The sequence below is a fragment of the Candidatus Ozemobacteraceae bacterium genome (genome assembly GCA_035373905.1).
Taxonomy (GTDB): Bacteria; Muiribacteriota; Ozemobacteria; order Ozemobacterales; family Ozemobacteraceae; genus MWAR01.
This window is the reverse complement of sequence record DAOSOK010000024.1, coordinates 17434-43758: the sequence shown is the minus strand read 5'-3', so window position 1 is coordinate 43758 and position 26325 is coordinate 17434. Positions and strand designations below refer to the sequence as shown.

Annotated in this window: 19 protein-coding genes; all 19 read right to left on the bottom strand. The window is 62.5% G+C overall.

Features of this window, described 5'->3' with window-relative positions:
* Nucleotides 1–118: 118 nt before the first annotated feature.
* The 19 genes from speY to lexA all read right to left on the bottom strand — a co-directional run bounded on the left by speY (nucleotide 119) and on the right by lexA (nucleotide 26094).
* A complete protein-coding gene (gene speY / locus PLU72_12780; GenBank protein ID HOT29052.1) occupies nucleotides 119–1312 on the bottom strand; it encodes a deoxyhypusine synthase in 1194 nt (397 codons plus the stop codon).
* A 46-nt stretch (nucleotides 1313–1358) separates the two neighbouring features.
* A complete protein-coding gene (locus PLU72_12775; GenBank protein ID HOT29051.1) occupies nucleotides 1359–2264 on the bottom strand; it encodes a GAF domain-containing protein in 906 nt (301 codons plus the stop codon).
* A gap of 59 nt (nucleotides 2265–2323) precedes the next feature.
* On the bottom strand, nucleotides 2324–3565 hold the full coding sequence (locus PLU72_12770; GenBank protein HOT29050.1) for a glycosyltransferase family 4 protein: 1242 nt from the start codon (nucleotides 3563–3565) through the stop codon (nucleotides 2324–2326).
* Entirely contained in the window at nucleotides 3549–5219 is a 1671-nt protein-coding gene (locus PLU72_12765; protein HOT29049.1) for a heparinase II/III family protein, read from the bottom strand. The genes PLU72_12770 and PLU72_12765 overlap by 17 nt, the downstream gene beginning before the upstream one ends.
* Nucleotides 5212–7353: a bi-domain-containing oxidoreductase gene (locus PLU72_12760; protein ID HOT29048.1), complete on the bottom strand. Its 2142-nt coding sequence runs from the start codon at nucleotides 7351–7353 to the stop codon at nucleotides 5212–5214. The genes PLU72_12765 and PLU72_12760 overlap by 8 nt, the downstream gene beginning before the upstream one ends.
* Before the next feature lie 15 nt (nucleotides 7354–7368).
* On the bottom strand, nucleotides 7369–8883 hold the full coding sequence (locus PLU72_12755; GenBank protein HOT29047.1) for a radical SAM protein: 1515 nt from the start codon (nucleotides 8881–8883) through the stop codon (nucleotides 7369–7371).
* Between the two features lie 37 nt (nucleotides 8884–8920).
* Entirely contained in the window at nucleotides 8921–10114 is a 1194-nt protein-coding gene (gene wecC / locus PLU72_12750; protein HOT29046.1) for a UDP-N-acetyl-D-mannosamine dehydrogenase, read from the bottom strand.
* Between the two features lie 7 nt (nucleotides 10115–10121).
* Nucleotides 10122–12341 carry a 1,4-alpha-glucan branching protein GlgB gene (glgB, locus tag PLU72_12745; protein ID HOT29045.1) on the bottom strand — a complete coding sequence of 740 codons (2220 nt, stop codon included), beginning with the start codon at nucleotides 12339–12341 and terminating at the stop codon, nucleotides 10122–10124.
* A 121-nt stretch (nucleotides 12342–12462) separates the two neighbouring features.
* Nucleotides 12463–14055, bottom strand: a complete 1593-nt coding sequence (locus PLU72_12740; GenBank protein HOT29044.1) for an oxidoreductase — start codon at nucleotides 14053–14055, stop codon at nucleotides 12463–12465.
* 21 nt (nucleotides 14056–14076) lie between these two features.
* The gene (gene trxA / locus PLU72_12735) at nucleotides 14077–14400 is read right to left on the bottom strand and encodes a thioredoxin (GenBank protein HOT29043.1); all 324 of its coding nucleotides are present in this window, start codon (nucleotides 14398–14400) and stop codon (nucleotides 14077–14079) included.
* A gap of 165 nt (nucleotides 14401–14565) precedes the next feature.
* Nucleotides 14566–15129 (bottom strand): hypothetical protein, encoded by a 564-nt coding sequence (locus PLU72_12730; protein HOT29042.1) that lies wholly within the window; start codon nucleotides 15127–15129, stop codon nucleotides 14566–14568.
* A 67-nt stretch (nucleotides 15130–15196) separates the two neighbouring features.
* Nucleotides 15197–16681 carry a hypothetical protein gene (locus PLU72_12725; GenBank protein HOT29041.1) on the bottom strand — a complete coding sequence of 495 codons (1485 nt, stop codon included), beginning with the start codon at nucleotides 16679–16681 and terminating at the stop codon, nucleotides 15197–15199.
* Nucleotides 16678–17247 (bottom strand): RNA polymerase sigma factor, encoded by a 570-nt coding sequence (locus PLU72_12720; GenBank protein HOT29040.1) that lies wholly within the window; start codon nucleotides 17245–17247, stop codon nucleotides 16678–16680. The genes PLU72_12725 and PLU72_12720 overlap by 4 nt, the downstream gene beginning before the upstream one ends.
* A 63-nt stretch (nucleotides 17248–17310) precedes the next feature.
* The gene (locus PLU72_12715; protein HOT29039.1) at nucleotides 17311–20235 is read right to left on the bottom strand and encodes a SpoIIE family protein phosphatase; all 2925 of its coding nucleotides are present in this window, start codon (nucleotides 20233–20235) and stop codon (nucleotides 17311–17313) included.
* 28 nt (nucleotides 20236–20263) lie between these two features.
* Complete coding sequence (locus tag PLU72_12710) at nucleotides 20264–21934, bottom strand: hypothetical protein (GenBank protein HOT29038.1); 1671 nt, start codon at nucleotides 21932–21934, stop codon at nucleotides 20264–20266.
* Complete coding sequence (locus tag PLU72_12705) at nucleotides 21931–23433, bottom strand: diguanylate cyclase (protein HOT29037.1); 1503 nt, start codon at nucleotides 23431–23433, stop codon at nucleotides 21931–21933. Before PLU72_12705 ends, PLU72_12710 begins: the two co-directional genes overlap by 4 nt.
* Before the next feature lie 176 nt (nucleotides 23434–23609).
* Complete coding sequence (locus tag PLU72_12700; GenBank protein HOT29036.1) at nucleotides 23610–24563, bottom strand: hypothetical protein; 954 nt, start codon at nucleotides 24561–24563, stop codon at nucleotides 23610–23612.
* Between the two features lie 535 nt (nucleotides 24564–25098).
* Nucleotides 25099–25458: a hypothetical protein gene (locus PLU72_12695; protein HOT29035.1), complete on the bottom strand. Its 360-nt coding sequence runs from the start codon at nucleotides 25456–25458 to the stop codon at nucleotides 25099–25101.
* Between the two features lie 15 nt (nucleotides 25459–25473).
* Nucleotides 25474–26094 (bottom strand): transcriptional repressor LexA, encoded by a 621-nt coding sequence (lexA, locus tag PLU72_12690; GenBank protein ID HOT29034.1) that lies wholly within the window; start codon nucleotides 26092–26094, stop codon nucleotides 25474–25476.
* Nucleotides 26095–26325: the final 231 nt, after the last annotated feature.

Genomic DNA, 26325 nt, shown 5'->3' with positions numbered 1-26325 from the left:
CCCGTGACGTGTTTGCCGCTCCCTCATACGTCGTTGGGATCGTCCAGATACGCCGCAGGGGCTGGTTTGAAACCCGCCCCTACAGGAATATCGAATGCGATATTGAACGTGATGCGGCTCAGCGCAAGCCTTTTTTTCGGATCGCCTTGTATTCGGAGGTCAATTTTTCCATCAGCTTCGGAAGCTTGTCGTACAGGCGCTTTTGCTTGCGGGATTTCGTGCGGCTCAGCGCGTAACTGGCGACGATCGGCAGGGCGACGGTTGAGTCGAGGTAGCAGACGACGGTGTCGGGCAGACTGTCGGGCCGCACTTTCCCCCAGCTGACGGCTTCGGACGGCGTGGCGCCGGAAAGGCCGCCGGTGTCGGGCCGCGCGTCGGTGAACTGGATGAAGTAGTCGTGGCCTTCTTCCTTGATGCCGAGCACTTCCTGGATCTGGGGCTCGGTCTGGAGCATGAAGTTCTTGGGCGAGCCTCCGCCGCAGATGAAGACGGCGCTCTTGCCGCCGGTGCGCTTCGCGTTCAGCACGATCGAGGCGGTCTCGTTCACGTCGACGTTGGGGTCGAGAACAAGCTTGCCGCCTTCGAGCGCCAGCGCGGCGATGTTCATGCCGATCGAGCTGTCGCCCGGGCTGCTGGTGTAGACGGGAACGCCGGCTCGATACGCCGCCGACAGGATGCTGACGCCCTTCAGGCCAAGCGCCTTCTCGCGCTCGTGAATGAACTTGCCGACGAGATAGTGGAAATGCGCCGTACCCATGGGGCGCTGGAACACTTCGGAGCGCATGATCTCACGGAAGAACGCATCGGTGTTCAGCAGGACGTGATAATCGAATACCACGTCGTATATTCTGACGACGCCCTTGTCGCGCAGGTCGATGTCGCTGAAGAACGGCGAACCGGCATACAACTCCTCGCCGATGCCGAAATGCGTGTCGTGATACAGGTTCGCGCCGGTCGCGATGATCCAGTCGACAAACCCCGCCTCGATGAGCGGAACGATGGCCGACTGGCCGAGCCCGGCGGGCGTCAGGGCGCCGGCGAGGCTCATGCCGATCGTGACGTCGTTCGCGAGCATTTTCCGGGTGAACAGCTGGCAGGCCTCGCGAAGACGGCCGGCGTTGTAGGAAAGGAACAGCCTGTCGACCAGGTCGGCGACCCTCAGGTCACGGCAGGCCGGCTTCGGATCGATTTTGTTTCCCGCCAGATACGGATTGGCAGGCTTCTTCCGGGCGGCGGTCTTCGCAGGCCGTGCGGGGGTCGATGCTCCGGCCGCCTTGGCGGTCCTGGTCGTCTTGGTCGTCGCTTTCTTCATGAACGGGGCTCCTCCGGTGACTGGTGTGTATAATTAAACGTATATTTCAAGACAGCTTCTGGGGATCTTCCCCCGCCTGGTCGGCGATGTTGCTGGGCGGCACCTTGAGGATGAGGATGACCTTTTCGACGAGCTGTCGCGAGTTTTTCACGGTCAGGATCACGTACGGCTGCTTGCCGCCGAAGAACGACTTGTCGAGATTGTGCCCGACCAGCTTGTCGATCTCCTCCTTGATGCCGCCATACTGGGGAAACAGGTCGGTGAGCCTCTTCCCGATGGCACCGTTCAGCGTGACGCCGGCGGGGAGCTCCGCGATGGCGGGCTTGTTGAGATGTTCAACGCGACCGTCGCGGTCCTGGATGATCACCTTTTCGTCGATATGCTCGATGATGTCGCGGACGTTGGCCTGTTCCTCGAGAATTTTCATCATCAGCCGGGCGTTCAGAATGGCGATGCCCGCGAAGACGGAGAAGTTACGCAGGATCCGCTCGTCGTACTCGTCGAACTTGCCGCCGACCTTGTTCACGACCTGGAAAACGCCGATCAGCTCGTTGTTGACGATGAGGGGGTGGGTCAGGATGTCCTTCGTGCGGAAGTGACTCGCCTCATCGACGGCTTTGTTGAATCGAAGGTCGGGATGGATTTTCGTCAGATCGGCGTATGCATCGGGAATCATGAGCGTGCGCCGGTTGAGAGCGACAAACCCGGCGATGGAGGTGTTGTCGATCTTCAGCACGATCTCCTCGACGTGGTCGCTGAGGATGACCTGCGAAATCATCAGCTTCTCGACGGGATCGACGAGATACAGCGTTGCGCCCTCGACTTTCAGCAGCTCCTTGATGTTGTTGACGATCTGTATCAGCAGATCCTCGACGTCGAAGTTCGTCAGCAGCTTTTCGCCGAGGGAGATGACCCTCTCGAGACTCTCGATAACCTTGTTGATCTCAGACACGTGCTTTCCTCCCATGCGGGACTGGCGGGTGACATACGTCCCCAAACTTTTCAATTGTATCAGGAATGATCGCCGGAGTCATGCAAAAGCTTCTCGAACTCCCGGTCGAGCTCGTCCGTCATCGCCTCTCTCCGGAAGCGCGTCCGCACGAGATCCCGGTGGCCGCGCGCCGCCGCTGCAAACGCTCCGTATGCGCCCTTCAGCCGACAGGCCGCTTCCGCAAGCGAGCCGGGATCGTCTGCATCGAAGCCGATATTGCCGCCCGACGAGCCGAGAATCGAGCGGGCCTCGCCCTGGAGCCCGAACAGGATCGGTCGGCCGGCAGCAAGGTAATCGAATACCTTCGACGGAATCGTCTTGTCCATCGTCCCGTCGTCCTTGAGCAGAAGCACCAGGGCCGAGCTTTCGACCGAGATGCGAAGCGCATCCGCCTTGGAAACAGCGCCGCGGATCTCGACGTTCGTCAGCCCCGCCTCGCGGACGCGGGCTTCGAGTTTCGCCTTCTCGACCCCTTCTCCGACGAGCAGAAAGCGAATTCCCAACTCGCCCGCAGCCTGGAGTCTCTCTGCCGCCGCGACGACGACGCCGAGATTCTGACAGTAGCCCATGTTGCCCACGTAGGCGATCGTCAGGGCTTCGCCGTCCGACGGGGCTGCAGGTCCGCTGTTTTCGGCCGATTCAACGGCATCCAGATACCTGCCCGGGATGGCATTGTAGATGACCGCCGGCGGTTCCACGCCATAGCCTGCGATATATTCGGCCATCGGCCGGGCGACGCAGGTGATCCGGTCGGCGGCGCGGTACAGCCACCGCTCGGCGTGTTTTGCCATGCGATACAGAAAGCTGTCAGGCCGGATCTGCCCGGTCGTCGCGGCCGAGTCCGGCCAGATGTCGCGCACGTCGAGCACGAACTTCGCCTTCTTGAGCCGCGCGACGACCCAACCGGCGATGCCCACGAACAGCGGCGGACTCGAGGCCCAGACGATGTCGAATCTCGACGGGTGCCTCCAAGAGGCCCAGATCGACGACGCCATGAAAGACATATAATGAGCGATATAATTCCACTTCCCGCGACCGGTATAGGGAAAGATATACGACCTGGTCACCCGGGCGTCTCCGTCATCCACGGGCGCACCGTCGAGAACGGCCTTGTGGGGTTTGGCCGCGATGACATGCACCCGGTGCCCCTTCGCAAGGAGAAGATCGACCGTTTCCCTGATGCGAAACGCGGCCGCCGTGATGTCGGGATAGTAGAACTGCGACATCACCAGGATGCGTTTCGGGCTATTCGCTGATCTCATACTCGATCCAACCGCCCTTCTCCGATATGAACCTCAGCCGGTGACTCGCGATGCCCGGCCCGAATTCCGGATAATACATCGACGCCTCGATTTCCACCCGACACCCGGTCGAGATCGTGCAGAACGGCCTGCCGTCGGCCTCGATCAGGATCCGCTCGCCCGGAACCGGTCTCATCCCCGGGGCGAGGTGGAGAAGCGAGACGAAGCGCCCGTCCGCATACCCGACGTGCCTGATGTCGCGTATCCGCAGCCACGAATCGCCCCAGTCGATCTGGCGGATGAAGATGTCCTCGTTCATGTCGCGCCACTGGAGCCTGAACGTGCGCTCCAGGCATTCGTTCTTCATCACGTACGCGCGTTTTCCGACCCGGAAATCGCCCCACATATCGCTCTGTTCGCATCCCTCGGTCATCGGCACGTTGTGCGCCCCGGTCGAGCGGCACAGGCGCCTGATCTCCGGATCCTGGTACGAGCCGGTGCCGGTGTCGACGATCAGCCGGCGGCCACGAAGCGAGAGTTCGAACGAGCCGATGTCGCAGTGCGCGTGGCCCGGCTGGTGGCGCGGCGACGGGGCGTGCGCGCAGACGGCCAGATACAGGCCGCCCGGCCTGCGCAGGACGAAATACCCCGAGTCGGGAAGCCAGGTCGCGAGCCAAGAATGATATTCCTTGATATTCATATGCGCCCCGTGCTCCATCGCCGAGTCGTGAAACAGGGCGATGCGGCCGTCCGGATGCGTGAGCGCGTCCAGCCAGTCGCGCATCCTCGGCAGCACCTCGTCGCATCGGGCGACAAGGGAACGGCACGCCTCGACGGCTTCTCCGCCGTCCGACGTCGCGGCGAGCTTCCGGACCGTAGCGGCTATACGCGCGATCCCGTCGAGCATTTCGCGGTGGTACATCGGGCTCCGTTCCTCGTGCCCGCCGTCGGGAAGGACCTGCGCGACGATCTCGCGCCGCAGGGCCGCCGCGTGTCGCGAGAGCCTCCGACGCAGGGGCGCGGCGGCGGCGCCGTCGGCGGTCTCGATCAGCCAGGCGTCCGTCTCGACGAGGGCCAGACGGTTCATCAGCAGGTGGTTAGCCTGGATGTGGATCTCGAGGTCGGTCTCGAGCCTGCACGCCTGCGCCTCCACCGAACCGCGGACCAGCGCCATGAAAGACGCATCGGTAGCGGCGGAGGATGTTCTGCGGAGCCAGGCGAGCCAGCTCATGAGCCGTCGCGACACCGGGTAGGGCTCCCACGGTTCGGCGCCGTCGTCGGCGCACCGCGCGATCCAGTCGAGGATGAGATACGACGCGGTTTCCGGGTCGGACGCGATCTCGCCGTGATTCAGCCAGTCGAAATACTGGAGATTGTACCGCCACAACTTCACCGGGACGCCGTTTCCGAAGCCGGCCGAGCCTTCGGGGTCCCACGCGACCGCATCCACCGGGTATTCGCGGGGCTCCGAGAGAAACCGGAAGGCCACCCTCGCCCGCGAGGGCTTCCCGCGCGCATCACGCAGGCGCGCCGCCTCGGCGGCGAGATCGGCCAACCCTGGGATCCGTTTGAACCGGCGTCTCGCTGCCCATACGAGGCGGCCCCAGATCTGGACCGGCTTCAGGTGGACGGCCGTCCAGACCAGGCGTCGGAGACGGCTGACGAACTCAGGCATCACGGTCCGGGGCGATGCCGGCAGCCTTCAGCGTCGCTTTCGTCACCTCGACGATCTCTGCAAACGGGATCGGCGCCGCTCCGCCGGTTCGCACGGCCTCGAGAAACGCCTTCGCCCCGGCGGCATGCCCCTTGTCCTGCGCCCAGAGAGACTCGCCCTTGAATCCCGGCCAGCCGTGTCCGGAAAGCGAGCGGAAGTTGTCGAGGACCAGGATGCGGCCGCCCGAGAAGGCCTCGAGCCGCTCCTTGGGGTAGTCCTTGTGGCCGTTGGCGAAGTAGTTCACCACGCCCAGCGAGCCGTCGGAGAACGTGATCGTGACGGTGACGGTATCGGGGGGCGTCGCCGTGTCTTTCCTCCGCATCACCGCGGTGTGGACATCGAGGATCGGCGCCCCGACCAGGAACCTGATCAGGTCGATGAAATGGCAGGCCTCGCCGAGAATGCGCCCGCCGCCGGCCTCCTCGTCCTGTGTCCAGTGGTCGCCGGGAATCGCGCCGGCGTTCACCGTCATCACGATGCTTTTCTGCTCCTGCTGGCTGTCGAGCAGCCGTTTGACCGTTTGAACAAGCGGCGAGAACCGCCGGTTGAAACCGACCATCAGGATGCGGGGCTTCGCCGCGCAGGCGTCCTGATACGCTTTCTCGATCTCGGCAAGCTCGTTCCACGTCAGGCAGAGCGGCTTTTCGACAAACACGTGTTTTCCCGCCGACAGGGCTTCGCAGACGAACTTCGCATGCGTGCCATGCTGGGTCGTGATCGCGATCGTGTCGATCTCGGGATCGTCAATGATCGTCCGGTAGTCCGTCGTGCTGATGCGGAACCCGCTTTTCCTGCCGAGGTGCGTCCCCGACACGCCTCCGGAGCTCGCGATCGTCTTCAGCCCGGCGCCGGCGGCCGCGAACGCGGGAACGAGAACCCCCGAAGCGAAGTTCCCCGCCCCGATGAATCCCGTGATGCCCTTGCCGGGGGCCGCGGCAATGCCGGCGGCCGGCTGCAGGATCACGCTGCGCCGCTCCAGGTTGATCTGCTGCCCGTAATCGAGCACCAGGCCGAGCACGTTCTCGCCGGCCGCGACGGCTTCGTAGGCCTTCTTCGCCTCGTCCATCGCGATGACGCGCGTGACCAGCTTTTCCGTCCTGATCGAGCCGGCCGCCATCATGTCGAGCACGGCCTCGAAGTTGCGCTGTTCGGTCCAGCGCACGAAGCCGATCGGGTAGTCCAGCCCCTTCTTCTCGTATTCCGCCTCGTACCGGCCGGGCCCGTACGAGCACGAGACCTGGAACGTGATCTCCTTCTTGTAGAAATCGTCGCGGGAAAGGTTCAGCCCGACGACCCCGACCAGCACGACGCGGCCGCGCTTGCGGCACATCTGCGGGGCCTGGTGGATGGGATCGTCGCTTTTTGTAGCGGCAGTTATTATAACGGCATCGACACCATGCCCGCGCGAGAACGCCGTCGCGGCCGCCACCGGGTCGATCCCGTCTTTCAGGTCGTGGGCCTCTGCGCCGAACTCGCGCGCCAGCGCGACTTTCGACGGGTCGAAATCGAACCCGATCACCCGGCAGCCGTTCGCGCGCAGCATCTGGACCGTCAGGAGGCCGATGAGGCCGAGTCCCATCACGGCGACGCTCTCGCCCAGGGTCGGCTGGACGAGCCGGATGCCCTCGAGGGCGATCGACGCGATGACCGTGAACGATGCCGTATCGTCGCCGACCCCGTCGGGGATCTTCGCGCACAGGTTCTCGGGCACGCAGACCACGTCGGCATGGTTCCCGTTCGAAACGACGCGATCGCCGGCCGCGAAGCCGGTGACGCCCTTCCCGACCGCCACGACCCGGCCCGCGTTCGAGTAGCCGAGCGCGAGCGGCTGGTCGAGTTTGCGCATCACCGACTCGGCCGTCGCGAGAAGCCCGTCGGTGCGGATCTTCTGGAATACCTGCCGCACCTTGTCGGGCTGTTGCCGCGCCTTGTCGATCCAGCCGGCCCGGCCGAAATCCAGCAGCATCCGCTCGGTTCCGACCGAGATGAGACTTCGGGCGCTTTGAATCAGCAGGTGCCCGGCCTTCACGGTCGGCACGGGGATGTCGGCGATCTCGATCTCGCCGGTTTTCAGACTCTGCAGGATCTGCCGCATGGCGATTCCTTTCCGTCAGGGATGTGTCGCGAAAAACCCGAACTTCGAGCGGATCATCTCCCATGCTTTCGACAGGTCGCGCCAGAGGAGGGAGGGATCGGCCATGTAGGTCCTGCGCCGCGCAAAGCCGCGCCGGATCATGCTGAACGGGTTCGTGTTGTGGGCATGAAACACCTGCATCGCCTCGGCGACGATCTGCTCGAACCGCTCGTGCGGAACCTCGACGACGCGTCGCCTCGGATCTTTGAAAAACAGGTCTTTCGGGTTCGTCTTCAGGAAATGCTCCAGCGGCGGCTGCGGGTCGAGCAGGCCGAGCTCGACGCCCTGGTCGAACAGCTTGGTGCGCGGGAACGGGTTGTAGACCCCCAGTCCGCCGTAGTACGGGCGCACCTTGCGCAGATACTCGATCGTCAGCCGCATGTCCTGCTCGGTCTCGGTCGGCAGGCCGATCATGAAGTAGCCGCTCCAGAAGATGCGGTGCCGGTTCAGCATGCGGGCCGCGCGCTCGATCTGGGCGTGGGTGATGCCCTTGTCGGTCTCCTTCAGGATGCGCTCCGAGCCGGTCTCGATGCCGACGCTCACCTGCACGCAGCCGGCGTCTTTCATGATCTCGAGCAGTTCGTCCTCCATCAGATCGACGCGCGTCGTGCATGACCAGCTGATCTTGAACGGAAGTCGCCCGATCGCCTCGCACAAGTCGCGCACGTGCTTCTTCTTCACCGTGAACGAGTCGTCCTTGAACGAGAACTGCGTCGTTCCGTAGGCGTCATGAACCTGCACGATCTCCTCGATGATGTTCGGGATCGAGCGGTACCGCACGCGCCGTTCCCACATGTGGAAACAGTAGCTGCACGCGAACGGACAGCCGCGCGAGGTCAGGATGACACCCATGTCTTCGGAAGAATAGTTTTCCGGATGTAATAATGCGTCGCGGGCCGGCAGGGCGAGGGCATCGAGATTCTGAGCGAACGCCCGGTCGGGATTGTGGACGACCTTTCCGTCGCGACGAAAGCTGAGCCCGCGGATGCCGCCCACGTCGCGGCCGTCGCGCAGGGCGACCAGGAGTTCGGGCAGACTCTCGTCGGCCTCGCCACGCAGCACGTAATCGACTTCCGGCATGCTCATCGTGAGATCGGGCATCGTCGAGGCGTGCGGGCCGCCGACGATGATGGGGACGCGCGGCAGAACCTCCCGGCAGAAGCGGATCGTCTGCATCGTCGTGCCGAACTTCGTCGTCATCGCCGTCACGCCGATCACGTCGGGCTTCTGGTCGAGAACGAGCGTACGCAGCAAGTCCCAGGTCGGGTGGCGCGGGTCGTTCAGCGCCTCGATATACGTGGCATATCGCTCGTATTCATGCGCGAAATCGAGCGTTCCGGTTTTTGGCTCGGCCGCATCCATGTCGAGGATCGAACAGTCGAACCCGGCTTTGCGCGCGGCGCCCGCCAGGTAGGCCAGTCCGAGCGGAAAGTAGAAGCCGAAGATGCCGGTGAAGCTCTTGAACGGCGGATCGATGAGTAACAGCTTCATTGCTGGATTGTCTCCCGCGGGCCGGCGTACGGAACGGTCACCAGACGCCGCATGTGTCGATGACGACCTTGGGCTTGAGCAGCTCGCGGTCGATGTTGCGGAATACCGTATGCGGAACCAGCAGCACGACGATATCGGCCCGGCGCATGACCTCGTCGAGCGGCGCCAGCGCGAACTCGGCATGCGATCGCACGAACGGCTCGCAGACCAGCAGGTCGACGCCCGGATCGTTCCTGAACTCGCGGGCTATCTCGACGGCGGGTGACTCGCGCAGATCGTCGATATCCTGCTTGTAGGAAAGGCCCAGCAGGCCGATCGTCGGCTTCTTGAACCGCGCCGCCGCGTCGCGGATGCGCGCCGTCACGTGATGAGGCTTGGCATCATTGACCTCACGCGCGGTGCGGATGAGCCGGGCCTCCTGCGGGCAGACGTCGGCGATGAACCACGGATCGACCGCGATGCAGTGGCCTCCGACCCCGCAGCCGGGCCGCAGGATGTTGACGCGCGGGTGTCGGTTCGCGAGGCGGATGAGCTCCCAGACGTTGAGGCCAAGCCGGTCGCAGATCATCGACAACTCGTTGGCGAACGCGATGTTCACGTCCCGGAACGAGTTCTCGACGAGCTTCACCATCTCGGCCGTCGTCGCGTCGGTCAGAAAGATCTCGCCCTTGACGAACGCCGAGTACAATTCTTTCGCCTTCGCGGCGGAAGCGGGGTTGATGCCGCCGATCACGCGGTCGTTTTCGACGACCTCGCGCATGATCTGACCCGGCAGGACGCGCTCGGGACAGTGCGCGACGAACACGTCGGCACCGACCTTCAGGTTCGACTCGGCGAGAATCGGTGCGATGATGTCCTCACAGGTGCGCGGCGGCGAGGTCGACTCGAGAATGACCAGGTTGCCCGGCTGCAACACCGGCAGGATCGAACGGGCCGCCGCCTCGACGTACGACATGTCGGGTTTGTGACCGGCCTTGAACGGCGTCGGAACTGCGATGATGAAGACGTCGGACGGCTCCGGTTTTGTCGCCGCCCGCAGTTTTCCCGAGCCGACCGCGGCCTTGACGAAAGCGTCCAGGTCGGGTTCGGTGATGTGGATACGGCCGCCGTTGATCGTCTCGACGACGGAGGGATTCACGTCGACGCCGAGGACCGAGAAGCCCTTGGCAGCAAGAATGCTGCTCGTGGGCAACCCGATGTAACCCAAGCCGATGACGCAGATCTGTTTCATGCCGGTATCAGCGCTGCAGTTTGAACCCGACGAGCGACAGCGGCGGGATATTGATGTTGCCGCCGAACGGCTTGCCTTGCCAGCCGTGAGGCTCGGCCCAGAAGCCTCCATAGTTGCCTATATTCGACCCGAAATACATTGCCGAATCGGTGTTCAGCACCTCGCGATAATACCCCCCGACGGGAAGCCCGATGCGATAGTTCATGCGCGGCACCGGCGTCATGTTCGCCGCCACCACGATCAGTTCGTCCGGGTTGTCCCCCTTCCGGATCCAGCTGATGACGCTGGAATCGGCATCCTGGAAATCGATCCATTCGAATCCCCTGTCCTCGCAGTCGTTCTGGTGGAGGGCCGGCTCGGACCGATACAGGTGGTTGAGATGCGCCATCAGCCGGTTCAGACCGGCGTGCGACTCGAAGCCGAGCAGGTGCCAGTCGAGGCTCTGGTTGCAGTTCCACTCGTTCCACTGGCCGATGTCGCAACCCATGAACAGCAGCTTCTTGCCCGGCATCGTCCACATGAAGGCCAGCAGCAGACGCAGATTCGCGAACTTCTGCCAGAAATCGCCCGGCATCTTCCCGATCAGCGAGCCCTTCCCGTGTACGACTTCGTCATGCGACAGCACCGAGATGAAATTCTCGTGAAACGCGTAGATCAGCGGGAAGGTGAGGTTGTTGTGATGATACCGCCGGTAGATCGGGTCCTTGGAGTAATACATCAGCGTGTCGTGCATCCAGCCCATGTTCCACTTGAAGCCAAAGCCCAGGCCGCCCTGGTCGCACGGCTTGCTGACGCCGGCGAACGCCGTCGACTCCTCGGCGATCATCATGATGCCGGGGAACTGCTGATAGGTGATGCTGTTCAGGTATTTCAGGAACTCGATCGCCTCGAGGTTCTCGCGGCCGCCGTATTTGTTCGGCACCCACTCGCCGGCCTTGCGGGAATAGTCGAGATACAGCATCGAGGCGACGGCGTCGACCCGCAGGCCGTCGATGTGGTATTTGTCGAGCCAGAACAGCGCGCTGCTGATCAGGAAATTCTTGACCTCGTTGCGACCGAAGTTGAAGATCAGTGTCGACCAGTCCTTGTGCTCGCCCTGGCGCGGGTCTTCGTGCTCGTACAGCGCCGTGCCGTCGAACTGCGCGAGGCCGTGCCAGTCCTTCGGGAAGTGTGCCGGCACCCAGTCGAGAATGACGCCGATCCCCTGCTGGTGTAAATAGTCAACGAAATACATGAAATCCTTCGGACTGCCGAAGCGGCTGGTCGGGGCGAAAAAGCCGGTCACCTGGTAGCCCCAGGAAATGTCGAGAGGATGTTCGGTCACGGGAAGCAGTTCGACGTGCGTGTAGCCGGTCCGCTTCACGTAGTCGGCCAGCTTGTGGGCCAGCTCGCGGTAGTTCAGGAACCGGTTGCCCTCTTCACAGACCCGCATGAACGAACCCAGATGGACTTCGTAGATCGAGACCGCCTCCTTGCGCCAGTTGCGGCCGGGCCGGCGGGTCATCCAGTCGTGGTCATTCCATTCATAGCCATTGATATTATATATCTTGCTCGCCGTCTTCGGCCGCACTTCGGCGTAAAAAGCGTAGGGATCGGCTTTTTCGACCATGCTCCCATGCTTGGTCTTGATCTCGAACTTGTAGTTCTGCCCGGTCTGGAGGCCCGGAATGAAGATCTCCCAGATGCCCGAGCTGCCGAGCGAGCGCATCAGGTGCCGCCGGCCGTCCCAGTGGTTGAAATCGCCGATGACGCTGACGCGGCGAGCGTTCGGCGCCCATACGGCGAACCCGACGCCGCCGATCATCTGATCGTGGTATTTCATGACGCACTCGTGCGCCCCGAGCTTCTCATACACCGAGTGGTGGTTGCCCTCGTTGTACAGATACAAATCCATCTCGCCAAGCGTCGGAAGGAACGCGTAGGAATCGTGAAATTCGCTCGTCGCGCCGCTGGCATACTCGGTCGCCAACCGGTAGGGAAAGACGTCCTGCCGGGAGGGGATCACGGCCTCGAAAAAGCCCTTGTCGTGCAGTTTTTCCATCGGAAACTGGTCGCCATGCCGGGCATCGATGACGTATGCCTTGACCGCATCCGGCAGAAACGCCCGAACCACGGCCACTTTTTTTGCCTTTTCCTCGACGAGGTGCATCCCGAGAATCTGGAACGGGTCATGATGCTCCGTCCGGATGATCGCTTCGATCGCTTCTTTGTTGATGGACTTGTGCATGATTCCTCCCGGCGCAGGGTGAATTGAACCGCCACATGATACCACAACCGGGATATATCACCGAGACGCAACGAACGTTTCACCATGGCGATACGAGTCCCGAATGGGTGCCGATGCGCCTTTACACGAGGCTGCGAATCCGCACCTGGAACAGGCGTTCGAGATCGAGGATCAAGCCGGCCGAGATGCGCACCGACTCGACGGTGTCGCCGGGTTCGCCGCGGGAGATCTTCTCGGCGATCGTCGCATACATGTTCTGGTAGCTAAACAGCTTGTTGATCGACGCCCGGCGGATCACCCGGTCAGGCCCCTCGGCGACGTAGGTCGAGCCGTCCGTCATCCGCACGGTCGAGTCGGCCGTGCGCAGTTCGATGTAATCGCGCAGTCCCACGCGCTCGCTGCCCCGGTCGGTGAGAACCATCGTGAAGAACGCGCCGTTCGCGGCCGTGACCGACACGTTCAGCGTCCCGTCGGGCGCGATCGCGAGATCGAAGGAGCGGACCTCCGGGAAGCCGTTCAGGAAAAGGAAATGGTCGATCCAATGGCAGCCGTTCGAAACCAGCCGGCTCTTCGCGTTCGGCCAGCGATACCAGTGCAATGTCGGCAGGGGAACCTCATACACGATACACGAGTAGGAAACAGGCGCACCCGGACGAATTCCAAGGTCTTCGACTGCGTATGTATTAAATGGTATATATCTTTTATGGTAACAGGAAAACAGTTTCGGGCCGGCCGTTTTCAGCGCCTCGAGCAGCTCCCCGAGCTGTCGGTCATCGACTGCCACGGGCTTTTCGACCACGGCATACGCTCCCTGACGAAGCGCCGCGAGGGCGACGGGAACGTGGGTGTGATGGTAGCCGGCGCCGAAAAACACGTCGGCGCGTTCGTCCGGCCGCGGCAGCGGCGAGGTGTCCCACGCCCATCCGCGCTCCTCGAGCGGAATCTGCGTCGGGTCGATCTCGTGAATTTTCCTGATCTCGATGAACGGCGACGCATTCGGAATCAGAAAGGTTTTCGCGTAATTCCCGTAGCCGTATACGATGCCGGAAGGCCTTGCGGGATCTTTTGAGCCGCCCGCGTTCTCAGCCGCCACCGTTTCAGAAACGGAAGACATGCCGTCTCGATCGGGAAGGGCATGCGCCGTGCATTTCACCCACGTTTCCGCCGCGACAGCCCGTCTCAGCCTGTCGTGCAGGTCGGCCAGAAGCGTCGGCTCGAGCACCCTGCCGGCATGTTCGCTGAAGCCGGCGAGGCCGGTCCAGAAATCGGCGTCAGGCCGCGCTTCGGCAGGGCCGCCGTGGAGAACCGTCCGTTCGTCGAACCGGTGTTCGCCCTCCAGCGGAGCGACCAGCCCGTCGTCCAGGACGATCCGTTCGACGCAGGCCGGGTGACACGGCGCGAGAAACGCGACGAAGCGCCCGGCGGCATGCACGGAACCGGCATCGGCCTCGAGGACTCTTCCAATACCGAAAGATATATATTTTTCGTTACGGAGTCGTTCCCCGAGGCGAGACCTGACTTTTCGAAACACCCCGCGCAGGCCGAACTCGAACAGGTAGTTGACGAGCAGCCGCATGCTTCGCGGGCGCACGAAATACAGTCCCTCGATCCGCGCGAGGTTCCGAAACGCCAGGACCCGGATGCGAACCTGGCCCGGCCCCCTGAAATAGTCGGGAAATCCGGACCGCCACTCCCCCCCCGCCAGAATGTTCATGCCGTGGGGAGTTCCGTTGAATCAGAGACCGAAGTGCTGCTTCAACTGGTTCTCGAGATCGACTTCGGTGGTGGCGCCGAGATGGGTGTGAACGACCTTCCCGCCCTTGAAGAAGACCAGGCTCGGAATCGACATCACGTTGAACTGGCCGGCGAGGCCCTGATTGTCGTCGACGTTGACTTTCGCGATCTTGATCTTGCCTTCGTATTTCTTCGCGAGGTTGTCCACGATCGGCCCCATGACCCGGCACGGGCCGCACCAGGGGGCCCAGAAATCCACCAGCGCAGCGCCGGCGTAGTCGGAGATTTCGCTCTTGAAGTTCGCTTCGTTCAGTTCTTTGGACATGACAACCTCCTGAAAATACTCGCCCCGGTGTCGGGGGGTTCATCAAACGCGGCAAGTGTACACGCTCGTCGTCCCGATGACAAGCTCGATGCGTTCAACATCACAAGGTACGCTGCCAACGGGATTCGACACGGCAGGCCCCGACCTGGACATCGTCCCGGGCGCTCATCGCACGCCGGCGATCTGCCAGCTGTCGCCATGCTCCGGTTTTTGAGCGATCAGGCTTGCCCGGAGGTTGCAGGACTCTTCCCCGCCTCCTCCCGATCCGGTCCAGACGATCCGGATGTGGCCGTCCGAGCTCCGCCAGGCGCCTTCGATGTCGACAGATGCCGGCACGGCCGGAAGCAGGCTCACGCATACCAGATGGAACCGCCACGCCCGGCTCCCTGCACTCTCGGGGATCGGCCACAGGGTCAGCGACATTCTTTGGCAGCCGACGCGCTCGTCGTCGATCCAGCCGGTCAGATACCAGCACCGTTCGTCGGGATCGTATGCCGACGATTTCCAGCCCCCGTATCCGGCAAGGGCAGGGAGTGAATCGGCAAGCGCATCGCACCGCACGCCTCCAAGCATCCCGTCTGCGATCTCACGGTTCAGAATGTCTCCCAGCTCGATCCGGGCAGGAGAAATGTCGCACCTGTTTTCAACATCCGCCCAGGGACCGGCAAGCAGAAGATACCCGAACGTCACGATTCCGGCATACAAAGCCATGAGACAGCGACACATCATAAAAACGCCTCCGATGGAAGTTGTGGTTCCATGGAGGCATCAGCCGGGATCGGGGGTCGGGGAAAAATTATTTTTCGATGCGCCGTTTCGAACGAATCTCAGCCTTCCAGGAGGTTCCGCTCCGGACGGCGACCCATCTCATCCCTTCCGGCGGGGCGAGTTGGATGCGCTCTTTCACCGTGATCCAGCCGGACAGGACCCAGTGGTCGATATCGAGCGGTCCCTCTCGCATCTCGGCGGCATGCGCGGCCATGAGTTCTTCGATGCGGGCCTGCTTGCGCGGCGAGACCCCGATCGTGGTTTCATCGATGAAATCCTGCCGGAATCTCTCGGCGGCGGCTTTTACCGGCGGCGGCGGGGCGAAACCGGCTTCATAATCGGGCGCGAGATCGTCCGCCGTCTTTTCCGTTCCCTCCGCATCCGCCTTCCGGAGCAGGATGTCGCCCACTTCAGGCTCGATGCGTTCCGAAGCGAACCGTTCGCCGCCTGCCGGGGCGCTTTCCGTCTCCTGGGGGGCGATCGCGGGACTCACCGACGGGCTTGCCCGCCGCGCGGCGCCACCGACGATCAATCCCTTGGATTGGACGGCAACGGGAGCGACAGGGGCTGCCGGCTGCTGTTTGGCGAGCACGATCCGTTCTTCCGGGACGGTGTCTTTCTCGCCCTTTTTCTTCACCAACGGCTCGCCGACGACCTTCGGCGGGCTGGCGGAGGCGGCGGGGCGAGCGGGTTCCACGGCCTTCACGGGTCCCTTTTCCTCATTCGCAGGAACGGCGGCAAGACGCTCCGCACCGGAATCCGCCGAAGGCTCGGCAGGCGCCGCGGCGATCTTTTCCGTGGGGTTCTCCGGCCCGGGGGAAACCAGGGATTGCATCCCCTCCGGCGGCGCGCTTTTCGCCTCGAAAACCGGTGGCGGAGGCAAGGGGACCTCCGGAACCGCGACCGGTTCCTTCGCCTCTTCGGGCACGACCGGGGCCGCGGCCATCGTCATTTCCTCGGAAGACGGCGCGACAGCCGGTTGGGGAGCGGATTTCACGTAATCGAGCGTTTTCTCGAGAGCGACGTCCGTTCTGCCGCGGTCGACCGACGAACTCGTCGTCATGACCTGCGAAACACCGATCGCAAGAAGGAACCCGGCGGCCGCAAACGAAACGCCGGCTCTGAACCAGAACGCCTGCCACCACGGGATCTCCCGGGCAGGGCGTTTTTCAGGAACACGCGCAGCCGAACTCTCGTCGGGCTTGCCGGCCGGTTCAGGCGCGATCACCAGGGTTTCGGGCACGGCCGCCCGCCCCTCCTGACGCCGCGAGCCCGTGACCGACCGTTCCTCGGCCGTCACGCATTCCGGGATGTTGAGCACACGGCCGGCAAGCTCGATCGGCGGCTCTTCGGTGACGATGGCATGGAATCCGGCGGCCAGACTGCGCTCGAACTCGAGGCGCTTGCGGCACGCAGGGCAGCCTTCGAGATGCGCCGCGGCCTCGGGGTCGGCCACGGTCTGCTCGAGCAGCGCGTGATCGAGAATCTTTTCGGTGCATTCGTTGCAGTTCATTGCGCCTCACCTGCCGATCTTCCGTGCATCTGGTCTCTCATGTGCGATTCGAGCCTGAGCCGGGCCTGCCTCACCCTCGTCTTGGCTGTACCCAGCGGAATTTCCATCACCTCGGCCAGCTCCGGGAACGACAGCCCGCCCAGGTAGACCAGCCCGATCACGAGCCGGTCGTCATCCGACAATTTCGTCAGCGTCGCGTCGATCAGCTTCGCCGCCTCATCCTGCTCGAGCCTGTCGATCACCGTCGCCTCGACGTGCGATTGCGGATCGACATTCTCCGGCACCTCTTCCACGAGCACCTCGCTCCGGCCTTTCCTGCGCCACTCGTCGATCAGCAGGTTCCGCGCGATGCGGAAGATCCAGGTCTGGAGCCTGCCGGTCCGAAAATCCGCACGATGACGCCAGATGCGCTCGAACACTTCCTGGGCCATGTCCATGGCCTGGCTTGTCCGGCCGGTGTTCTTCAGGAAAAACTGGTACAGCCGACCGCCGAACAGGCGATACACTTCCGTCCAAGCTTTCTGGGAACCCCCAGCCGCTTCCTTCCAGATTTCTTCCGGAGTCATCCTCCACCCTTCCGAAACGGCGGACACGCCGCCGGGATTTAGCCCGAACCGGGCGTCATTACCCTACACGTTCCCGGCGCCGGTTACAAGGGGGCGGCGGCGCAGGCACACGACCGTGACGTCGTCTCCGGCCAGCTCGGCGCCGATGAACTCGTCGAAGGCGGCGAAGATTGCGCCGACGACCTGTTTCGCATCGTTCCCCGGCTTCGAGGCCTGCCTGGCAACCCACTCGGCGACCCGCTGGTAGCCGATGATGGCCCCCGAGGCGTTGCGCGACTCGATCAGACCGTCGGTATACAACACGAGAGCGTCGCCCGGCGCCAGGTCGACCTGACCACGCTTCAATGCGATCTTCTTCTTGACGCCCAGGGGATGCCCGACGATCTCGATCTCTTTCGCGGCGCCCGTCTCGACCTTGAACAGGAAGGGAAAATTGTGGCCGCTGTTCAGCACGTCGAGATGCCCCGTTTTCATGTCCAGAGCGAAGCAGAACATCGTCATCATGTGCTTGCGCTTCACGCCCTGGCTGACCAGCAACTCGTTGAAGGCCGTCACAAAGGTGTCCAGCGGCTGGTCCGACTTCGCGAGCAGCGAAAAGGCGCTCTTCGCCATTCCCATGATCAGGGCGGCCGGCACCCCGTGCCCGGCAACGTCCCCGACCAGACCGACCAGATACCGCTCGTCGATCACCTTGTAATCGAAGTAGTCGCCGCCGATATCGGTCATGGCCCTGCTTATGCCGGCAATTTCGAACTCTCCACTCGTGATTCCCGCCATCGGCAACAGGCTTTCCTGGACGACGCGCGCGACTTCGAGATCGCGCATGCCCTCCGTGACACGATTCATCAGCCCGGCGATCTCGCCCAGCTCGTCCGCGGAGCGGACCGGCACCCGGTGCCGGAAATCGCGCCGCGCGATCGCTTCGATCCCGGTCGCGACGTCCCGCAGAGGCAAAAGAACCTGCTCCGTCAGCAGCCAGGCCATGAGCGCGCCGGAGCAGAGAAGCATGCCGGCCAAAAGCCAGAGTTGCCGCCAGAGATGGTCGATCGCAACCGTGACACTGCCCAGCGAGGCTTTCGCCACCAGGGTGTAATTGTCGAGAATCCGGCAGGGGAACGCAATCCAAAGGATGTCTTCTCCGTATTCCTGCCGGACTTCTCGTGCGATAACCCGTCCGACGATCGCAAGCGAGGCCATGCGGTGAGTGTTCCGTATGTCCATGGTTTCATCGAAAACGTTCCAGGGCGACTTCACGACGCTCACTGCGCTGAGGCGTATGGGAAGGTCGCTTGCCCGACGCAGGGCCTGGTATTCCCTTTTGCAGTAATTGAACTGGAAATTGTTCCGGTCGATTCCGACATGAACCAGCCATTCCGGCTGTCCGCCTTTTCCCAGGAGCGTGTTTTCATAAAACATGCCGCTCCCGGCCCCTAACCGGACATTCTGGAACCGCTTCATGCCGCGAATGATCTGATCAGCGCTCAAAAACCCTTTTCCCATGAGGCCGCCCGCGAAATCCGAAACGGCATCGACGGTAAGCGACGTCGCATCGACGTCGGAGGAACCCTGCATTCGCCGGATGACTTCCTGACCTATCGAAAACACCAGCTTTTTCTGGGACTGGGGCACGGACTCTTCCTTTTTGAAATAGGCGACGTTTCGCTCGCCCTTGCCGTTGATGACGATCAATTGATCGACCATATCGACGCTCTCCAGCGTGCTGAAGATCGCCGCCCGAGCCTCCAGATTGTCCGTTTTCTGTGCTTTCTCCACGACCTTCGCAAGGGCATTTTCGAGCAGGACGAACCGTTCCCCGACACGCTCGTCGAACGTCCTGACCCGTGAAATCACGAAATCCTCGAGCATCTGCCTCCGGACGTTCGCATGGTCGCGCAAGGCATACGACCCGCTGACGACGAGCAGAACGGAGGGAATGCCCGCCGCGAGAAAGAACAGGCCGCCGAGTTTGATGGGCAGTCGGGTGCCGAAGCCGACCCCGATCCGGTCGCATTTCCAGAAGATCAGCAGAATCCAGCCGGCACCGAACAGCATCAGCGCAAGCCGAAGATTCGGGGAAATCAGCCGGGGCCGTTTCGAGACCGCGACCAGATACCCGCCGTTCCGCCGGCTGATGACGGTCGCAAGCGAGTGCTCCGTCAGAACCCGTCTGTCGAACCGGGAAAACGCCGCCAGGGTTTCCCGCATGATGTCCGGGTCCCGCGCGATGCTGTCAGGCGTGAAATGCAGCGCTCCGGAGGAGTCCTGGCGGCACCACCCCACGGTGACTTCTTTCTGGAAGCTATTCATCCGTTGAACCGCCCGGCGAAGCGGCCGGTCGGGATCCGCAGGCCCGTCGTGAAATATCGCGATAACGCCGAAAACGTACGATGGATGTTCCTCGTTGAATTTCCACATCATGCCGGAGTCGCGCGGACGGGGAATCAGGATTTGATAGTTCCCGCGCCCATACGGAAGCGTATCCGCGGAGTTCACCCGAAACAGGGCGCACAGCAGGCCGTGTTCCGCTCCCGTCATCCGCCCGCGAACATACCCATTGTGAAGAGCCCGGAATCCCCGTTCGAGAATGCCTCTGGTTCGCGGGCCCCGGCTGATTGCGGGAAGATACCCGTCCTCTGAGAAGAAGTAAATCTCCAGTTGGTCGGGAAACAGGCGAAACAGCCGCTCGAGTAGCCTCTTCGCCTTTTCCGGGGGTCTTTCGGCAGCAGAAGCGTCGGGAATAAGCTTCTGCATGCGCTGAAACACGTTTTTCAGGGTTTGCGCCCGAAGCACCTCATGGTCATCAGCCTCATGAGCCGATGTCACCATCTGCTCCTGCCGCGAGACGAGCGAAGCCGTCGTCCGTTCTTCCTCGAGACTGCCGATCTGGCGCAGGCCGTAGCCGACGGTCAGAACGGGAAAAGCACCGAAGACCAGGACGATGAACAATCCTCGAAAAAATCTGCCGGCGTTTGGGAAAAACTCCGTCATGAAGGCACCGTTCCTTGCACCGGCGGGTTCAAGCGCGGCCGGGCCTGAACTTCTCGATCAGCTCTTTTCTGAGCGAGCCGGCTCCGCTCTTGTGAATCAATAGCAAGGTCTGGTCGGACCGAATGCAGGCGCGCGTCTGGAACAGGTGCAGGTGCCCCGCATACGCGGTAACAACCACGACGACGTCGCACCGGCCGACGATCTCGCAGGTTCGCGACTGAGGAATGGTGTGATACCCGTCGTACCATTCGTAATCGCCCTCCATGACGCCGGCCTCGCGCAAAACAGGCCAGTAATGGTCGACGCCGACGCCTCCGAAGATGGCCACGCGCTTGCCCCGCAGCAGCCCCTCGACCGACTTCGCGTTCTCGTCGGGCAGCGCGTGCAACTCGCGCAGCTGCCTCGTCAGCGCCTGGTTCTCCTCGTCGAGCTCGCGCAGGGCCTTCCGCAGCTCCGCGTCCTCCTCGAGCGTCGCCTGGAGTTCGCGCTGGGCCTGGCTGACCTTCGCCTCCATCGCCCGCTTCTGGCGCTCGACCTCGACGGGATCGAGTTTCCGCAGCTTCTGCATCGCCTCTTCGGCGAGTTGTCTCGCGACGCGGGAATCGGCGGTCGCGGCATCGGCGGCGGCCTGAAGACGCCTGTTCTCCTCGCGCAGCGCCACGCCCTCCTGCCGCATGGCATCAATGCGCCCCTGCAACTCGAGACGCATCGCTTCGACCTCGCCCCGCGAAAAGCTCGGCCGGGTCTGGTGATAATGTTTCAGCACGAAATGATGGTGCGTGTAGACCTCCAGCAGGTCGTACAACGCGTCGATGATGGTCTCCTGCTTCGCCGCATCGGGCGGAAAGGCCGTCTCGAACTCGGCGATCACCTGCTTGAGCCGCTTCTTCGCTTCGCGGTAGGCCGCGTCGAGATCGCCGTAATAGGTCGGCCGGACGAGATTCAGCGAGCGGGTCTCGAGGAACGCCGTCTCGAGCTGCGCGAACTCGTCCGCGGCCAGCAGTTCCCAGGCGAGAAGGACATCGGCCTGGGTGATCTCGTTTCTCAACCGCTCGAAACACTCGCGCAACGCAGTATTGCGTTCGGCCGGCGTCGTCGGAATCGGGGTTTCGTCGGCTCTTTCGCTTTCGCACACCCGCTCGATCTGCTCCAGCAGTTTGCGGAAGCCAGGATACTCGTCGGGATCGAGAAACAACGTGGCCAGAAGCGTTTTGCGGCGGAGGTAGTGGCGCGGGTGCTGGTACGGCTCGCCGCCCAGCAGGACCTCTTCCTTTTCCTTCGAGCCGCTGAACGGGACGCCCGTCGAGGTCGTCCGGCATTCGCGGGGGCCTTTCCGGCGGCGGATGCGCGCGAAGCTCTCTTCGAGCAGTTCGCGGATGAGCCTGGTCTGGAGCGTACCGCTCAACAGAATGTCGAGCAAGTCGCCGACGAAGCGCAGGAAGGGCTTCCCGTGGCGTTCGTGCAGTTCGGCGAACGTCTTGTGAATCCGCCAGTCGCGGTCCCGGTCGTGATCTTCGGCGGGCGGAGCGGTCGGAGCGCCGCCCGGGGTCTTCGCGCCTGCAGGGTTGCCGAGGCCGCGCGCAACGCGCGATGCCAGATCGTCGGCAGGACGTCCTGCGACCGGAAGGCCGCCGAGGCGGTCGAGATCGTCGCTTTTCGTCCAGAACCGGCCGGTATCGATATCGCCTGGTTTTTTCATGAGGATTTCTCACCGGCGGCTGCCGACCGCCGCCGCGACTCCGCCGGCGCCAGAACCTTGTTTCCGCCTGTCTCGCGGGCACGGTTCATCGCCTGCTCGGCGGCGACGAACAGGTCCATCGGCTTGTTGATGCCGGCTTTCAACGTTGCGACGCCCAGGCTCGCCGTCACGTGCATGGCGCGCTTGCCGGACCGGAACGACGTCTTCTCGATCATTTCCCGCAACTTCTCGGCGACGATCATGGCCCCGTCCGACGGGGTCTGCGGAAGCAGCAGGGCGAACTCGTCGCCGCCGAATCGAGACACGAGGTCGTGGACGCGCATGCCGCCGCGGAACATCCTCCCGACGCGCTTGAGCACCTGGTCGGCGGCCGATTCCCCGTACCGTTCGTTCAGGTCCCGGAAATGGTCGAGATCGAGGAGCACGAGCGAGAGCGGCTCCTTGTGGCGCTGGGCCCGGCAGAACTCTTCCAGGAGTCGCTGGTGAAAATGCTTCTGGTTCGACATGCCGGTGAGATTGTCCGTCGTCGCCAGGTAGAACAGCCGCGCGCGATGGATCGCGAGCGAGGCCTGGGCCGCGAATACCTTCAGCAATTCCTGGTTGTGCTCGTTGAACACGACGCCGGGATCCTTCGAGTCGAGATAGAGAACCCCTATCGTGGCATTCTGATTGCGTAGCGGAGTGACGGCGACGGCCCGGATGCCGCGCTCGATCGCCTTCTTGGCCTCGGTCGAGGTCGCTTCGTTGCCCTCGTGCTCGACGATCGTCTTGCCGGTGCGAAAGCACTGCATGACGAGCGAGGAGGTCGCAAGGATATCACGAGCTATTTCACGAGCGCCCATCTGGCGCTGAACGACCGTTTCCAGGCGGTCCAATTCTTCGTTGAACAGCATGATGAAACCGCGGCCGGCGCCCGTCACCTTCATCGCCATTTCGATGGTGAACTCGAGCAGTTTCTGGAAGCTGAAGATCGAGTTGAGGGCCATGCTCACTTCGAGAATGCCCGACAGATCGCGCACCTTCTCGGCCACCTCGACCTCGGTCGCCCGGACGGCCGGGTGGAGCTGCGACGGGATTTTACCCCGGAGATCGTCGAACATGCGCCGGACGGACTTTTCGTTCTGCGTCAGGAAAAAAGGGAAGATCACCGGCAGCGACTCGTCGATCAGACCGGCGTTTCCCGCACCGCTCCCGCTTTCGTCGAGCACGAGGAAGATGTCGTCGCTCAGCTTCACCCGGTTGCCGACCCCGATCGTCACGAGAAAGCCGGGCGGGATGCGCTTGTCATCGACCCAGGTGCCGAGCGGGCTCTGAAGGTCCTGGATGGTGACCTCGCCACGCCGGTTCACCTGAAGCTGGACATGCTCGACCGCGATGCCGCGGGCCTTGATTCTCACGCCACACAGTTCGCTGCTGCCGATCGTGACGCCGTTCGAATCGGGCTGGAGCTGCCCCGTGTACAGAGTCTTTCCGGCCAGATCGATGATGCGAAAATCCATGATTCATTCCTCGACTGGGGTCTCGTATCTTCCGCGCGCCCGTTTTCGACGCGCCTTTCTTCCGCCTCCAAGTATACCTCACCGCCCGCTGCCGGGCTATCCCGTATTATTCATTGAGACGCATCACCCCGGCTCTTCGAGCCGGGGTGATGATCGCCAGCGGACGAGGACGGCCTTTACTTGAACTCGTGTTTCTCGAATTTCAGGTTCCCGTTCGGCGCCTCGTTATAATCGCCGACGCCGAGATACCAAGTTCCGTCGGTGTCTTGGGCGAGATACCGGTTCATGACGACGGGCGGCTTCACGCGCCCCGACGAGGTGACCTTGCCGAATTTGTCGCAGATCACCCACGCGTATTCGCCTTTGAAGCCCTCGGGCGGGATATAGGTGACGAGCGACGAACCGTCTTTCCCGACCATCCACAACTTCGGGTTGGTGTGCTCCTCGATCTGAAGACCGATGTCGTTGATCTTCTTTCCGGCCGGGGTCTCGATGACGAGATGACCGATCTTCGCCTTGTCGTCCCACTGGAGGCGGGCGAGGTTGCCGGCCGGGTCGAGAGCGAAGCCCGACCATTCCCAGTGCATTTCGCGCAGAACGCTTCCGTCGGGGTTGAACACGCACAGCACCTGGCTGCCCGTGTCGGCGACGAAGACGTTGCCTGAGGGAGAGACATCGACGAACGTCGCCTGCAGGAATTTGCCCGGCCCATCGCCCTGGCCGCCGTATTTCGTCAACACCTTGCCGTCGAGACTCATCAGAACGGCTTCCTGGGTGTCGGAGCGGAGAGCGAGCACGCCTTCCACCTTCCCGGCGGCATCGAGTTTGAGGGCGATGTCTTCGAGCATGGCGCTGGTCGTTCCGATGTCGAGTTCTCGGAGGAGCTTCGCATCGTTAGAGAGGTGCAGAATGCGCCCTCCGACCGTATCGGCGACCCAAAACTCTCCGCCATGCACTCTGAACGACAGGGGACCCCAGGGCTGGAGTTCTTCGATCCCGGGCTGGTTGTTCTGGTTGATGAACCCGACCTGGGTCTTTCCCGTACCATAGCTGAGCGTGATAGCATCAGCTGGAATGGCCGGGGCAACCGTGAAAGCAAGAACCGCAAAGGCGAGGAACATGATCTTCATGTCGCGAGTTCCTTTCGTATCTTTTCGATCGATCAAACCATCATGGGCATGATTTCGAAGGGGAGCCTCCTGACGGGAAAAATCCCTTCCGGGAAATTTTACCATCATCCGCCTCTTCAGGCACCGGCTAAAGTTCTTATTGAGTCCTGGGGAGGGAAAATCAACCATCCGTCCTGTAAGGGATCGAAGGGCGAACATTGGAAACACGGGGCGAGCGCTGGTTCGTAATCGCTGCCCGGCACGAACGGAGTGAACAACGTGGCTTTCAATTCGGAGAAATCAACAAGAGCAAGACGGCCCGGATCGCTACTCCTCGTCTCATATGTCTCATATGTTAGGCAACAACTATCACGAGTAAAATATATTTCCACCAGGCCGACATGACACAGCCATTCGCCCTGAGCTTGTCGGAGGGCGAGTGCATTCGTGCTTCGACAAGTTCAGCACGAACGGTATCGAGTATGCGGGTGATTGTGTGTTATTTCTGAGACGAGAAGTAGCCGCCGCGTATTCCCCGACATGGAAGGCCCCTTCGTCATCCCAGGATCGCCAGGAGAAGCTGTCTGTCGATCGCCAGCGCGTCGAGCAGTTCGAGCTCGGCGTGCCAGGCTGCGGCCTCTTCCTCTGATATCGCGAGGCTGCGCCGCGCGAGAGCCGAGTCGAGTTCGGCCTGCGTGAGACCGAATCGCCCTTCGATCGCATCGACGCGATGCCGACAGGATTCGATCCGAGACTCGGTTTCGGCCAGCTTCAACAGAAGCGCCTCGCGCAACAGCCGGGCCGTCGCCACGGCGTCTCGGCGCTTTTCATCGGCACGTTCGATGCGGTGCGCGTTCACGGAGTTCACCTCTGCGAATGTATACAGTTGTCTATATTCCGACAAACATGCGATCACACGAAACCTCCCTCGTCACATCGGCCGGTAACGCCGCAGGATACCGATCACGACGCCCTTGATCGTGACGTCGCATCCCTCGACGACGATCGGCGGCATCGCCGGGTTCGACGGCTGGAGCCGAACCCGGCGCCCTTCGTGATACAGCCGCTTGAGCGTCACCTGCTCGTGGTCGAGGCACGCGATGACCATCTCACCGTTCGGAGCCGTGTCACGCTTCTCTACAACGACGAGGTCTCCGTCCCGGATTGCCTCGTCGATCATCGACTCGCCCCGAACCCGCAGGACGAACGTCTCGCCCCGGCCGATCATGCACTCGGGCAGCGTGATCGTCTCGTTCCAGTCGGACATCTCGATCGGCCGGCCGGCGGTGACCGTTCCCAGAAGCGGCACGTCGATCCCGCGCACCGAAGCCGCCGGCGCCTTCACCTGCAGGCCCCGGGACCGCCGCGGAAGGGCGTCGAGATGCCCTTTTTCGACGAGCATGCGCAGATGCTTGTGCACCGTCGCCGATGACGACAGATGCAGCCCGGCGCAGATTTCGGCGATGGTGGGGGCATACCCGTGCGAGGCGAAAAACGAGCGAACGAACTGCAACACGGCCTGCTGTTTCGGTGTCAGCGGATCAGGTGACATGGCGCGCCTCCAATCATCGTTCGTTGCCTTGATCATAGGCGAACAAAAGGCGAATGTCAAGCGAAAAGAGGACGAACGCCAGAACAGCCCATGATGCGAATTTTCGTGATTGCTCCGTGAAACACGCGGTGACAACCTGCTATACTTCCAACGGCAGACTCCGGGTTTCATCTTATTAGTTCCTGCAGAATGCAAACCCCCCGTTCGCCCTGAGCCTGTCGAAGGGCGAGA

Coding starts and splice junctions, on each gene's coding strand:
- PLU72_12710 (HOT29038.1), bottom strand. CDS start 21,934: ATGAAAAAACCAGGCGATATCGATACCGGCCGGTTCTGGACGAAAAGC.
- PLU72_12770 (HOT29050.1), bottom strand. CDS start 3,565: ATGAGATCAGCGAATAGCCCGAAACGCATCCTGGTGATGTCGCAGTTC.
- PLU72_12715 (HOT29039.1), bottom strand. CDS start 20,235: ATGACGGAGTTTTTCCCAAACGCCGGCAGATTTTTTCGAGGATTGTTC.
- speY (HOT29052.1), bottom strand. CDS start 1,312: ATGAAGAAAGCGACGACCAAGACGACCAGGACCGCCAAGGCGGCCGGA.
- PLU72_12755 (HOT29047.1), bottom strand. CDS start 8,883: ATGAAGCTGTTACTCATCGATCCGCCGTTCAAGAGCTTCACCGGCATC.
- PLU72_12765 (HOT29049.1), bottom strand. CDS start 5,219: ATGCCTGAGTTCGTCAGCCGTCTCCGACGCCTGGTCTGGACGGCCGTC.
- PLU72_12700 (HOT29036.1), bottom strand. CDS start 24,563: ATGAAGATCATGTTCCTCGCCTTTGCGGTTCTTGCTTTCACGGTTGCC.
- PLU72_12760 (HOT29048.1), bottom strand. CDS start 7,353: ATGCGGCAGATCCTGCAGAGTCTGAAAACCGGCGAGATCGAGATCGCC.
- PLU72_12720 (HOT29040.1), bottom strand. CDS start 17,247: ATGACTCCGGAAGAAATCTGGAAGGAAGCGGCTGGGGGTTCCCAGAAA.
- glgB (HOT29045.1), bottom strand. CDS start 12,341: ATGCACAAGTCCATCAACAAAGAAGCGATCGAAGCGATCATCCGGACG.
- lexA (HOT29034.1), bottom strand. CDS start 26,094: ATGTCACCTGATCCGCTGACACCGAAACAGCAGGCCGTGTTGCAGTTC.
- PLU72_12725 (HOT29041.1), bottom strand. CDS start 16,681: ATGAACTGCAACGAATGCACCGAAAAGATTCTCGATCACGCGCTGCTC.
- PLU72_12730 (HOT29042.1), bottom strand. CDS start 15,129: ATGATGTGTCGCTGTCTCATGGCTTTGTATGCCGGAATCGTGACGTTC.
- PLU72_12740 (HOT29044.1), bottom strand. CDS start 14,055: ATGAACATTCTGGCGGGGGGGGAGTGGCGGTCCGGATTTCCCGACTAT.
- trxA (HOT29043.1), bottom strand. CDS start 14,400: ATGTCCAAAGAACTGAACGAAGCGAACTTCAAGAGCGAAATCTCCGAC.
- PLU72_12705 (HOT29037.1), bottom strand. CDS start 23,433: ATGGATTTTCGCATCATCGATCTGGCCGGAAAGACTCTGTACACGGGG.
- wecC (HOT29046.1), bottom strand. CDS start 10,114: ATGAAACAGATCTGCGTCATCGGCTTGGGTTACATCGGGTTGCCCACG.